This is a genomic window from Pseudomonas cuatrocienegasensis (assembly GCF_900110925.1).
Lineage (GTDB): Bacteria > Pseudomonadota > Gammaproteobacteria > Pseudomonadales > Pseudomonadaceae > Aquipseudomonas > Aquipseudomonas cuatrocienegasensis.
Genome location: NZ_FOFP01000029.1, coordinates 1 through 11,834, shown reverse-complemented (window position 1 = coordinate 11,834; position 11,834 = coordinate 1). Strand labels below are relative to the sequence as shown.

Sequence of the window (11,834 nt, the reverse complement as noted above, 5' to 3'; positions counted from 1 at the left end):
AATTCTTCATGCGATACGCCCAAGATGGAACAACTTGCTAAGGATCAGCGTCATGATTGAACTGCCTTCTTCCAAAGACTGGGTACGGCACCTCCATCCGTCGTCCAAAATGGAGCGATTGGAGGCTTTTTTCAGTGGGCATGGTTTCGATCCGCACCGGCATGACACCTACGCAATCGGTCGCACCCTGACAGGTGTGCAGAGTTTCCGTTACCGCGGCGAGGCACGTAACAGCTTACCGGGCAGCACCATGGTGCTGCATCCTGACGAAGAGCACGACGGCCATGCCGGCAGTGAGTCAGGCTTCCGCTATCGCATGCTCTACATCCCCCCGGAGCTTGCGCAGGAGGTGCTCCACGGCAAACCCTTGCCCTTCCTCAAGGGGGGCATTTCGAGCGATCCGCAGTTGGCCGCCGCTGCTGATAGTATCCTTAATTCGCTCGACGATCCGGTCGACTCTCTAGCTGAGGACGACGCGATTTTCCAGCTGTTCACCCGGCTACAAGCCATGTGCGGTGGACAGCCAGCAAATAATGGCAATTGCTTCACGGCCGCAAACCTTGCGCGTGAATATATGAACGACAACCTACATTTGCCCGTGAGCCTTGATGACTTGGCCGAATGCACAGGGCGTGACAAGTGGAGCTTGTCGAAAGACTACCGGTTGTACTTCGGCACTAGCCCCCACCGCTACATCACTATGCGCCGCCTGGACCTCGTGAAAGCGTCGATCCTGTCGGGGCGCCCACTGAGCGAGGCATCGGTAGACGCCGGCTTTTTCGACCAGAGCCACATGAGCAGGCACTTCAAGAACGCGTTCGGCGTATCGCCGGCACGCTGGTGCCGCTCCCGCGACAGGGCCTTAGGATAAGCCGCGCGTATTCTGATCGGTATACAGGGCCTGCACAGCCTGCCTACGAATGGCAGCACAGCATCTGACCCTCGTAGCAACGTTGAAGGCCCGTGGGGGAGTTCTCAAGAACCCTCCTTGGCATGCTTATGCCCGCGTGAAGAGGCAATAAAATAAAACATGAGGAACGAGGATATGGAAGATCCGAAACTTGACTGGGATGCGCTGGGTTTCAACTATCGCAAAACTGATTTGCGTTATGTGTGCCACTGGCGCGATGGCCAATGGCAAACTGGCTACCTGACTGAAGATAACCAACTGCACTTGAGCGAAGGGTCCACGGCCTTGCACTATGGCCAGCAGTGTTTCGAGGGCATGAAGGCCTACCGCTGCAAAGATGGCTCCATCAACTTGTTCCGGCCTGACAGAAACGCTGAGCGCATGAAGCGCAGTTGTGCGCGACTGCTGATGCCCACAGTGTCTGCTGAGCACTTCATCGACGCCTGCAAACAGGTAGTGTGTGCAAACGAAAGGTTCTTGCCGCCCTATGGCAGCGCCAGCTCCCTTTATTTGCGGCCATTCGTAATCGGCGTGGGCGACAATATCGGTATCCGCACCGCGCCCGAATTCATCTTCTGCGTATTCTGTGTTCCGGTGGGGCCGTTGTTCAAAGGGGGACTACAGCCCAGCAACTTCGTGATCTCCGACTACGACCGGGCTGCTCCCAACGGTACTGGCGCCGCTAAGGTAGGAGGCAACTACGCTGCTAGTTTGTTGCCTGGCACTGAAGCACGGGCAGCGAACTTCGCAGACTGCATTTACCTCGACCCAATGACGCACACTAAAATTGAAGAAGTCGGTTCGGCTAACTTCTTCGCTATCACCCACGACAACACCTTCGTCGCCCCCCGTTCACCCTCAGTGCTGCAAGGTATCACCCGCGCCTCGCTGCTGGAACTGGCCAGTAGCCGGTTAGGTCTTCGTACGGTCGAAGACGACGTGTATATCGATAACCTAAGCGCGTACAAGGAAGCCGGAGCGTGTGGAACGGCTGCCGTAATCACCCCCATTGGAGGTATTCAGTACGGCGGTCGGTTGCACGTGTTCCACAGCGAACATGAAGTGGGGCCTTTCACTCAGCGGCTTTACGCCGAGTTGATGGGCATTCAGATGGGCGACATCGAAGCACCGGCTGGTTGGGTCGAGAAATGTGACTGCCCCGCGCCGCAGTGATGACCGTAGATGTTTCTATTGATACTTCCTGAGTAGCTCTGTCGTACAGTGGGTGCTGTTAAAGTAGCTGAAACACTCGCCGTTTGTGGCTGCGACAGTCAGAGTGCCGTTAATCAAAGACTGCTTTCCGGATGTTCCAGTTGCAGATGCTTTGCAATCATTCCCACGTTCCGTGCCAGGAACGGAGGTTCACGTGGCTCTATCTGGTTATGAAATGGTGGCGATGCTATACAACTGGAGCGTGATCTGAGTTTGGAGGAGCAGAAAAACTCTGTTTGAGGAATTATCAGCGCGCCCTTGTTGGTTGAAGGAATTGAAAAAGACTACAGGGCAGAGACGCATGAGGTGTGGTGGTGTAACAGTATCTAGGTGCAGGTTTTTGATAAGTCATGACCTTACTATTATCGGTATTCGGGAGTAGATCTACTAAACCAAGCTATAGTGATCGTTGCGACGCGTCGAGGACAGGCGTAGGGACTTAGACGGTCTGCTTCGATTATTAAAATTTGAATAAGGCGCATGGATGGAAGGTGTAGTGGGGTATTTACAAGGAAACAAGGTTAAGGGGTTGGTCGTGCTAATGGTTGTCAACCTCTTGCTTGTGTTACTAGTTGCACGTGCAGGTTTTTTAGTAGGGGTTGTCTCAATCTACGTATTGTACTTTGCCTTATGTACTTACGTGTTTACTCATTTGTCTCCCAGACGGTGGGAGGTAAATGTGATTTTCTTTCTCTATATCTGCGCTTCTGTTGTGCTGATACTGGGTTTTACCGGTGTGTCTTTGTTTAATAATGTCTTGTTCTCTATTCCTGAGCAGGAAACCTATGCGCTGAATTTTTGGAAGCACTTCTATTTTTCCGCTGCTATGTTTACTGCACTAGGATTCAGCGATTACCAACCGGCCACTACAGAGGCGCAATTTTTTGTTGTGGCGCAGAGCCTGCTGGGCGGGGCGCACTCTGTGACGTTTATCTCCATCATTCTCATGCATTCAAACTGGACGTTGAAGTCTGAAGAACGTCCAGGTCTTCTAGGCTTGGATGGCTCTTTAAAACAGCAACTGAGGCTCATTGAACAGATACCGCAGTTGGTGCTCATGCTCAAAGTGGTGGTTGGACTTTTATTACTGATTCTTTTGGCGCTTCTGGTGCTGGTGTTCAGGTAGCGAGCTTTTGCCAGCGTTGATGGACTGTTGTCAGTCAGGTACGGCCACTCTGGCCTACTCGACATGATCAGAACCTGCGACCTGCTGCATCTGATCCAAGAAAACGGCGGTCACTGGACGGTGGGGATAGCAGCCAAGGAAGATGAGCCGGCTGAACACGCTGCGAACGCCTGAAAGGGCGCAGCAAATAGGGGGCTCAGCCCCCTTGGTTCATAGCAACTCAAGCTCGGCGAAAGATACGGTGCGTTGGCCTGCCACGATGATGTGATCCAGCGAGCGGACATCGACCAGCGCCAAAGCTTCCTTCAAGCGTTGTGTTAGCGCCTTGTCAGCCTGGCTTGGCTCAGGATTTCCGCTTGGGTGGTTGTGCGCGAAGATCACTGCTGCCGCGTTGCAGTGAAGTGCATCCTTGACCACTTCCCGAGGGTAGACCGAAGCGCTATCGATACTCCCGCGAAACATCTCAATGTACTGAATCAGTTGGTGCTTGGCATCCAGAAACAGCGCCGCGAAAATTTCATGTTCGAAGCCTGCCAGCTTAGCGACCAGGTACTCCTTGACCAGTTCTGGCGACGTGAAGGCCGCACCACGTTGGACCTTCAGATCGATGACCTTGCGAGCCGCCGCCAGGATCTGATCGGCCGTGGCCGGCAGGTAGCGACCTTGTTCGTCGCGAATCAGCAGGGATGCGTCAAAAGCGAGAGAAAGCTGCGACATGATCGTGCTCCGGTTACTCGGGCGACATTGCCCGATTCCCGGCCAGCACGGCGCAGCGCAGCAGTCAGGGGGCGACAGCCGGCTCGCCGCAAGCGCGCCCTGCGCGCGCAGCCCTTGACGGCGAGAACGCCGTGATAGGGTGAAGGGAAACAGCAAGACCGCCATTCCACCTCTCTAATGGGCACCGACAGCAAGCGCAGCGCGCAGGCCCTTAAGGGCCGGAGGCGTTAGGGATCAAAGCCGGTTGGCCGCGATTCGGCACGAAGCGCGGGGCGCAGCCCACGAGCCCGACGGCGGATACGCCGGAACGCTATTGCTTAGGCGTACTCGGCCGTCGGTAAGTGCAAACAGACCCGCAAAGAACGGTTGCTGATCGAGATGGATCGGGTAGCAGCCGGGGAGGGGCTGATTGTCCAGTTAAAGGGCAGTAAAGAGCTTACGGATCAGTCTTTGAGCCCTAAGCGCAGCCATTCAAAGGACGTCTCTGGTCTGCCGCTCTCCTGTCAGCATTGAAGGGGTTAAGGCCTGCGTGTACTGTATGTGCATACAGTTATTTTGAGTTCGCTGACATGCCCGATCCCTGGCAATCCCTTGCATCTTCAGCTCGTGTCCCTAGGCGTCATCCGTTGCCGGGCAGGTCCTGGTGCACTGTGCTGACCTCAGGTTTTCCCCAGGTAATGGCGAGGCGAGGGTAATGGGCGCTGTCGTAGCGCTGGATGATCTGTTGCAGCAACGACGGATCTGGAGAGCCCAGCCGACGCCATTGCCGGCGAGTGCTCAGCCCACAGGGCATGCAGCGTTGGATGCGCTGCTGCCAACGGGTGGCTGGCCCGAATCGGCGTTGAGCGAGATCCTCATACCCAGCGAAGGGGTCGGTGAGTTGCAGCTGTTGTGGCCGACCCTGGTGCGGTTGACCCGCAGTGCCGAGCGGGTGGTGCTGGTGGCTCCGCCCCATGTGCCGTACCCACAGGCCTGGCAGGCCGCCGGGGTGGATCTGCGCTGGCTGGTGATCATCCAGGCCAGCGGCCCTGATGCCCTATGGGCGACTGAGCAGTGCCTGCGCTCGGGCAGCTGCGGCGCGGTGCTGTGCTGGCCGCAGCGGGCCGACGACCGCGCCTTGCGCCGGCTGCAGGTGGCGGCGGAAACCGGGCAGACCCTGGCCTTTGCTTATCGCCCGTTGCAGGAGGCGGTCAACCCCTCGCCGGCGGCGTTGCGTATTGCCGTCGATGCGCGTCCGGCGCAGTTGCGTGTGCTCAAGTGCCGCGGTGGCTTGCCTCCGTCTGCCGCCATTCCGCTTGCGGCGGGGCAGTGAGGTAAGCATGCGCTGGGCTTGTGTATTGCTGCCGCAACTGGCACTGGATGGCGTGCTGCGTCGCTGCAGCGATCCCGACGCACCGCTGGCGCTGGTCACCGGCACGGCGCAGCGCCGGGTGCTGCAAACGCTCAACCCGGCGGCCCGTGCGCTCGGCCTGCGCGCCGGGCAATCGCTGACCGCTGCCCATGCGTTGACCCGCGACTTCACCCTGGTCGAGTACGCACCCGAAGAGATCGAGCGCTGGCAGCAGTTCCTCGCGGCCTGGGGCTATCGCTTCAGCTCCCACGTCAGCCTGTGCTACCCGCGCACCCTGCTGATGGAGATCGAGTCCAGTCTGGCGCTGTTCGGCCCTTAGCCCCGTTTCGAGGCGCGCTTGCGCGAGGAACTGACAGCCTTGGGGTTTCGTCACCGCATCGTCGCCGCGCCGAATCCACTGGCCGCGCGCATTCTGGCCAACGCCTATGACGGTCTGGCCATCGCCAACGACGCGGTCATGCGCGAAACGCTGGGCAGGATGCCCGTCGAACGCATTGGTCTGGCCCGCGAGGTGGCCACGGCCTTTGCCCGTATGGGCCTGCGCACCCTGAGTCAGGTGCTGGCGCTACCGCGAGACACCTTGGCGCGGCGCTTCCCGGCCCAGGTGCAGCAGCATCTGGATACCTTGCTCGGCGAGCGTGCGCTGGCCCTGGAGTGCTACGTGCCGCCGGACCGATTCGATGGGCGTATCGAGCTGAACTTCGAGGTCGAATCGCATCAGGCCCTGCTGTTCCCGTTGCGCCGGCTGACCGCCGACCTGGCCGCCTTCCTTGCCGGGCGCGATAGCGGTGTGCAGCGCTTCGCCCTGCGCCTGCAGCATGCGGATGCCGCGGACAGCATCATCCAGATTGGCCTGCTGAGTGCCGAGCGCGACCCGGCCATGCTCTTCGAGCTGGCGCGTGGCCGCCTGGAACAGATGCAGGTGGTCGCGCCGGTACGTGGGATGCGCCTGCTTGCGCGCGACCTGCCGGCCTTCGTCCCGGAGCACCGCGAACTGTTCGACGAGCGCCCCCAGCAATTACTGCCTTGGGAACAACTGCGCGAGCGGCTGCGTGCGCGCTTGGGCGACGAGGCGGTGCAGGGTCTGCGCGCCCAGGCCGACCATCGTCCCGAGCATGCCTGGCAGGTGGCCGGCGATGACAAACCCGGACCCATCCTGCAAGGCCCGCCACGCCCGGGCTGGTTGTTGCGCGAGCCCATACCGCTGCGCGCATCCTGGCGGGTCCCGAGCGTATCGAATCTGGCTGGTGGGACGGTGGCGACGTGCGCCGCGACTATTACCTGATCGAAACCCGCTCCGGGCAGCGTGCCTGGGCCTATCGTACGTTCGGCGAAAGCGGTCCGTTTATGTTGCAGGGTTGGTTCGCATGAGCGGGGGGTACGCCGAGCTGCATTGCCTATCCAACTTCAGCTTCCAGCGTGGTGCCTCCAGCGCTCGCGAGCTGTTCGAGCGGGCCAAGCGTCACGGTTACCAGGCCTTGGCCATCACCGACGAATGCACCCTGGCCGGCATCGTGCGCGCCTGGCAGGCTGCCAAGGCATGCGAGTTGCCGCTGATCGTTGGCAGCGAGATGCGGGTCGAAGATGGCCCCAAGCTGGTACTGCTGGTTGAGAACCTCGCTGGCTACCAGCGCCTGTGCCGGCTCATCACCCTGGCGCGACGGCGCGCGGCGAAGGGTGAATACCGTTTGCTGCGCGAGGACTTCAGCGCGCCGCTGGAGGGCTTGCTAGCATTATGGATCGCCGACGAGGTGCCAGACCCAGCACCTGGGCAGTGGCTGCACAGCATGTTCGGCGAGCGCCTGTGGTTGGCGGTGGAACTGCACCATGGCGCGAACGATGCGCAGAGCCTGGCGCACCTGCAGGCGCTGGCCGCCACGCTGGGCATACCGATGGTGGCCTGCGGTGATGTGCACATGCATGCCCGTGGCCGACGCGCCTTGCAGGACTGCATGACCGCCATTCGTCACCATTGCACGGTGGCTGACGCCGGTCAGCGGTTGTTCGCCAATGGCGAACGGCATTTGCGTTCGCGCCAGGCGCTGGCCGAGCTTTACCCGCCGGAGCTGTTGGCCGAGACGCTACGCATCGCCGCGCGCTGCACCTTCGACCTCGGCCAGTTGCGTTATCAGTACCCCCGCGAGCTGGTGCCTGAGGGCCATACGCCGACCACCTGGCTGCGCGAGCTGACCGAGCAGGGCATGCGTTGGCGCTGGCCTAAGGGCATCCCGACCAAGTGCCGCGAGCAGGCTGAGAAGGAGTTGGGGCTGATCGCCGAGCTGGGGTATGAGAGCTACTTTCTCACAGTGCACGATATCGTCCAGTTCGCCCGCAACCAGAGCATCCTCTGCCAAGGCCGCGGCTCGGCGGCCAACTCGACGGTGTGCTACGTCCTGGGCATCACCGAGATCGACCCGGCGCGCATGAACATGCTGTTCGAGCGTTTCCTCTCCAAGGAGCGCAACGAGCCACCGGATATCGATGTGGACTTCGAGCACGAGCGGCGCGAGGAAGTGTTGCAGTACGTATTTCGGCGCTATGGCCGGGGCAGGGCGGCGCTTACCGCCGTCGCCAGCACCTATCACGGTGCCGGCGCGGTACGTGATATCGCCAAGGTCCTCGGCCTGCCATCGGACCAGGTCAACGCCCTGGCTGATTGTTGTGGGCGTTGGAGTGATAAGGAGCCGCCGCTCGAGCGGCTACGTGAAGCCGGCTTCGATCCGGACAGCCCGGTACTGCGCCGGGTACTGGCGCTGACCGGCGAGCTGATCGGCTTTCCCCGTCACCTATCGCAGCACCCGGGCGGCTTCGTCATCTCCGAGCAACCGCTGGATACCTTGGTGCCGGTGGAGAACGCGGCCATGGCCGAGCGCACCATCATCCAGTGGGACAAGGACGACCTCGACCTGGTCGGCCTGCTCAAGGTCGACATCCTCGCTCTCGGCATGCTCAGTGCAATGCGGCGCAGCTTCGACCTGATCGAACGTCATCGGGGGCAGCGCTGGACCCTGGCGACCCTGCCTGCGGAAGACCCCGCCACCTACGCGATGATTAGTCGCGCCGACACCATCGGCGTGTTCCAGATCGAATCGCGCGCGCAGATGGCGATGCTGCCACGTCTGCGGCCGCAGACGTTCTACGACCTGGTGATTCAGGTCGCCATCGTCCGCCCCGGGCCGATTCAGGGGGACATGGTTCATCCCTACCTGCGCCGACGTAACGGCGAGGAGGCGGTCGTCTATCCCTCCGCGGAGCTTGAGGTCGTCTTCAAACGCACCCTGGGGGTTCCGCTGTTCCAGGAGCAGGTCATGCAGTTGGCGATAGTCGCCGCCGACTACACGCCGGGCGAAGCCGATGAGTTGCGGCGTGCCATGGCGGCGTGGAAGCGCCACGGCGGCCTGGAGCCGCATCGCCAGCGCCTGAGCGAACGCATGCTTGAAAAGGGTTACACGGCGGACTTTACCGCGCGCATCTTCGAGCAAATCAAGGGCTTCGGCAGCTATGGTTTTCCGGAGTCTCATGCGGCCAGCTTCGCCTTGTTGACCTACGCCAGTTGCTGGCTGAAATGCCACGAGCCGGCCATCTACGCCTGCGCGCTGATCAACAGCTGGCCAATGGGTTTCTACAGCCCCGACCAGGTGCTGCAGGACGCTCGCCGTCACGACATCGAAGTGCGCCCGGTAGACGTTGGCCACAGCGAGTGGGATTGCTCGCTGGAGCCAGACGAGGAGGGGACCTTGGCCATTCGTCTGGGCCTGCGCATGGTTCGAGGATTCTGCGAGGAGGATGCTCGGCGTATCGAAGACTCCCGGCGCGAGCGGCCCTTCGTCGATGTCGCCGATCTCTGCTACCGCGGCGGGCTTGATGCCCGTGCGCGTGAGCTGTTGGCCGATTGCGGAGCCTTGCGTGGCCTGGCCGGGCATCGCCACAGCGCCCGCTGGGCGGTGGCCGGTGTTGAGGCGCAGCCACCGTTGTTCGCCAACCTGCCGGCGCGAGAAGAGGCTCAGGTAGCGTTGCCATTGCCGACGGTGGGCGAAGATCTGCATACGGATTACGCCACCGTCGGCACCACCCTGGGCCCGCATCCACTGGCCATGCTGCGCTGTCAGCTCAAGGCCCAACGCTGCCGCAGTTCGCGCGATCTGCTCAGCGTCGAGCAGGGGCGCAACGTCAGCGTAGCCGGCCTGGTGATCGGCCGGCAGCGGCCACAGACGGCCAGCGGGGTGATCTTCGTCACCCTGGAGGACGAGTACGGCATGGTCAATGTGGTGGTTTGGCACGACCTCGCTGAGCGTCAGCGGCGGGTATTGGTCAGCTCGCAATTGCTACGAGTGGATGGCCATCTGGAGTCCAAGGACGGCGTGCGTCATCTGATCGCGGGGCGTCTGAGCGACCTGACGCCGCTACTGGTTGGGCTGGATGTGCGGAGTCGGGATTTTCAGTGAGGCCGGGGCGCTTGGCAGGCAGGAAAAGGCTGCCGCTAAGGGCAGCCATAACGGGCCGGAGTACATCAGCAGTAAGCTTGCTCTCTGGGCGGAAAAGCACGGCGTTCGTGGAGTATATCCAGCCAGGAAATCCACAGCAGAACGCCTACGTCGAGCGCTACAACCGTACGGTGCGTTACGACTGGCTGGGGGCATTATTTGTTCGAGTCGATCACTGAGGTGCAGGAACATGCAACATCTCTGGATGTGGACATACAATCACGAACGGCCAAACATGCCCTAGGAGGCATCACCCCCAAACAGAAGTTGGCCCGCGCGGCCTGACCTATATTTCTGGCGAGTGCTAAAAATGGGGGGGTTCAGTTTCGGCATCAGCTTGATCCTGGCTGGTGGATCAGATCCGTTCAGCCACCAACGGTAACTATGCGCTGGGCAGTTCAAGGTTTACGGCAGAGGTTGAACGCGTGCTGGGGCGGAGGGTGGCCGTCTTTTGCTGGATCACGTACAGATGGCCATCGCGCACGTCTTCAAACTTCATCGACAGAATGTCGGCGCGGCGCTGGGCGGTGATCAGCGCCAGGTCGATGGCATTGACAGTGTGCCGCTTGCGCTTCTTCTCGATACGCGCGATGGTGCACGCAGCCGGGTTGTCGACGCACAGTCCTTTGGTGACCGCGTGGTTAAAGATGTCGATCAGGTAGGCCCTGGCCTGCTTGGCCGCCCGCGCGGGCAGACTGTCGAGCCGCTCGGCCACCAGCTACTGTTGCAGGAATGAGCAGGTTTCGTTGGTTGCAGTAAGGTGGCTACCGTCCTCGCTTGCCGATGTGAATCCGCGCTTAAAGGTCAGGAGGGTCCGTCCGCTTCCTTGATCTGTGACATAGATGAACCGGGCGACTTGCATTTGATCAATTCCGCTGCGGTCTTGGATGTTGAGTGTGATCTTCCCTTCCTTCTCGCAGCGAATCGAGAAATCCTTGGAGTCTGAGCCTGGAACCATAATGCTCTGGGCTTGGGCTTGAGTGATGGTTCCCGCCAGGCTAATCGCGGCGATGGCAGCGGCCAATTTGAATCCTTGCATGGTGTGCTCCACTGTAATGGTGAAGCAGTAGTTTATGCGCGGTGGCATGTTGACGCCATATGGTTGGCGCTTAAGTGGCTCAAATTCTTGCTCAGGCTGTTCTGATGCGACTGCATACCGAGCCATAGGTCGCTATGGTTGCCTCCGTTGGGAAAGTGCTACGGCCCTTCGCGCCGTTGTCCTAGTGGAAGAACGGCTCCCCCACTTCGTCGCTTACCGTTCTGAACTGGGTGCAGGTGACCACAACGGTTGTTTGTCCTGTCGATGCACTGGCATGGTGTGGAAGGGCGGGTGGACCTCCTCGATACTCCTTTCGTCAGCGGCACCTGGTTCTATTAGTGGCGAGCGGCTATGAGGTTGCGAAGCCACTGAGCTGCTTACGGAGTGATTTCGTTGTAGTAAGCGGCGAAGGTTGATCCTTTCCGGCGTTAGTGCTGGCCAGTAGCGTGATTCCGTGGAATGGGGTATCAGTGCAATACCGGTATGGTGCCGGAGGAGATGTTGTATGTCAGAGCGTCCTCCAGATTTTCGAGAAAAAGCGTTAGAGCTGATTTCAGATGTTCAGGAAAAGGCGCTCGCGCTTTAATCTGAGCTCTTTTAGATGAGGGGGGGGTGATGTCCGACACTTGATTAGGCTGTGTCAAAAGACTGCATGGGATAACCTTGCTCCACATTTCAACTGAAGCTGCGAACTGAACGATGGGATTTGAACAACTAGCTGAGTTACGCGACCGCCTGCGGGCCGAAAAAGTGCAGGTAAAAACTGATAGTACGAAGCAACGTACGCGAAAACCTTCTTCGCAGACGAAGCTTCGGGAGCAAGACCCTGCGGTCGAAGCGATCTGGCTATTACAGAAGCACTTTCCATTGGCCTTTCCGGTCAATCCTGACCCCAAGGTTCTGACCTTGCCCCCGAAATACGTACCCCATAGCCCGTGTCATGGGTTGGTTTTTTGAAGCTGTGAAGCGTGCCAACTATGTTCGTATTGCGTTGG

General features: G+C 60.0%; 9 protein-coding genes and 4 pseudogenes. 10 read left to right on the top strand and 3 right to left on the bottom strand.

From position 1 onward, the window contains the following. Nucleotides 1-52: 52 nt before the first annotated feature. The 4 genes and pseudogenes from BMW49_RS23455 to BMW49_RS25740 form a co-directional block, all read left to right on the top strand. Entirely contained in the window at nucleotides 53-871 is an 819-nt protein-coding gene (locus tag BMW49_RS23455) for an AraC family transcriptional regulator (protein WP_069521807.1), read from the top strand. Between the two features lie 174 nt (nucleotides 872-1,045). Then, on the top strand, nucleotides 1,046-2,083 hold the full coding sequence (locus BMW49_RS23450; protein ID WP_069521809.1) for a branched-chain amino acid aminotransferase: 1,038 nt from the start codon (nucleotides 1,046-1,048) through the stop codon (nucleotides 2,081-2,083). A gap of 718 nt (nucleotides 2,084-2,801) precedes the next feature. After that, the gene (locus BMW49_RS23445) at nucleotides 2,802-3,248 is read left to right on the top strand and encodes an ion channel (RefSeq protein WP_167362836.1); all 447 of its coding nucleotides are present in this window, start codon (nucleotides 2,802-2,804) and stop codon (nucleotides 3,246-3,248) included. A 39-nt stretch (nucleotides 3,249-3,287) separates the two neighbouring features. Next, nucleotides 3,288-3,422, top strand: a pseudogene (locus BMW49_RS25740) (NYN domain-containing protein); the annotation flags it as partial. Between the two features lie 36 nt (nucleotides 3,423-3,458). On the opposite strand, the gene radC reads toward BMW49_RS25740, so the two are convergent. After that, on the bottom strand, nucleotides 3,459-3,965 hold the full coding sequence (gene radC, locus BMW49_RS23440; RefSeq protein WP_069521813.1) for a RadC family protein: 507 nt from the start codon (nucleotides 3,963-3,965) through the stop codon (nucleotides 3,459-3,461). Between the two features lie 694 nt (nucleotides 3,966-4,659). Here radC and imuA point away from each other — a divergent pair. From imuA to BMW49_RS23420, 5 genes and pseudogenes are all read left to right on the top strand, one after another. Next, nucleotides 4,660-5,277: a translesion DNA synthesis-associated protein ImuA gene (imuA, locus tag BMW49_RS23435; protein WP_069521815.1), complete on the top strand. Its 618-nt coding sequence runs from the start codon at nucleotides 4,660-4,662 to the stop codon at nucleotides 5,275-5,277. A 7-nt stretch (nucleotides 5,278-5,284) separates the two neighbouring features. After that, entirely contained in the window at nucleotides 5,285-5,635 is a 351-nt protein-coding gene (locus BMW49_RS25735; RefSeq protein ID WP_244168402.1) for a Y-family DNA polymerase, read from the top strand. A gap of 18 nt (nucleotides 5,636-5,653) precedes the next feature. Continuing rightward, entirely contained in the window at nucleotides 5,654-6,601 is a 948-nt protein-coding gene (locus BMW49_RS25400) for a Y-family DNA polymerase (RefSeq protein WP_371850899.1), read from the top strand. Between the two features lie 82 nt (nucleotides 6,602-6,683). Further along, nucleotides 6,684-9,761: an error-prone DNA polymerase gene (locus tag BMW49_RS23425; protein WP_069521817.1), complete on the top strand. Its 3,078-nt coding sequence runs from the start codon at nucleotides 6,684-6,686 to the stop codon at nucleotides 9,759-9,761. A gap of 49 nt (nucleotides 9,762-9,810) precedes the next feature. After that, nucleotides 9,811-10,085, top strand: a pseudogene (locus tag BMW49_RS23420) (integrase core domain-containing protein); the annotation flags it as partial. A gap of 157 nt (nucleotides 10,086-10,242) precedes the next feature. Here BMW49_RS23420 and BMW49_RS23410 read toward each other — a convergent pair. Together BMW49_RS23410 and BMW49_RS23405 are read right to left on the bottom strand one after the other, a co-directional pair. Next, nucleotides 10,243-10,518, bottom strand: a pseudogene (locus tag BMW49_RS23410) (integrase); the annotation flags it as partial. Then, nucleotides 10,519-10,839 carry a hypothetical protein gene (locus tag BMW49_RS23405; protein ID WP_069521821.1) on the bottom strand — a complete coding sequence of 107 codons (321 nt, stop codon included), beginning with the start codon at nucleotides 10,837-10,839 and terminating at the stop codon, nucleotides 10,519-10,521. It abuts the pseudogene before it with no gap. A gap of 699 nt (nucleotides 10,840-11,538) precedes the next feature. Here BMW49_RS23405 and BMW49_RS25255 point away from each other — a divergent pair. Continuing rightward, nucleotides 11,539-11,739, top strand: a pseudogene (locus tag BMW49_RS25255) (ProQ activator of osmoprotectant transporter prop); the annotation flags it as partial. Between the last annotated feature and the right edge of the window lie 95 nt (nucleotides 11,740-11,834).

Coding starts and splice junctions, on each gene's coding strand:
- BMW49_RS23455 (WP_069521807.1), top strand. CDS start 53: ATGATTGAACTGCCTTCTTCCAAAGACTGGGTACGGCACCTCCATCCG.
- BMW49_RS23450 (WP_069521809.1), top strand. CDS start 1,046: ATGGAAGATCCGAAACTTGACTGGGATGCGCTGGGTTTCAACTATCGC.
- radC (WP_069521813.1), bottom strand. CDS start 3,965: ATGTCGCAGCTTTCTCTCGCTTTTGACGCATCCCTGCTGATTCGCGAC.
- imuA (WP_069521815.1), top strand. CDS start 4,660: ATGGGCGCTGTCGTAGCGCTGGATGATCTGTTGCAGCAACGACGGATC.
- BMW49_RS25735 (WP_244168402.1), top strand. CDS start 5,285: ATGCGCTGGGCTTGTGTATTGCTGCCGCAACTGGCACTGGATGGCGTG.
- BMW49_RS23425 (WP_069521817.1), top strand. CDS start 6,684: ATGAGCGGGGGGTACGCCGAGCTGCATTGCCTATCCAACTTCAGCTTC.
- BMW49_RS23405 (WP_069521821.1), bottom strand. CDS start 10,839: ATGCAAGGATTCAAATTGGCCGCTGCCATCGCCGCGATTAGCCTGGCG.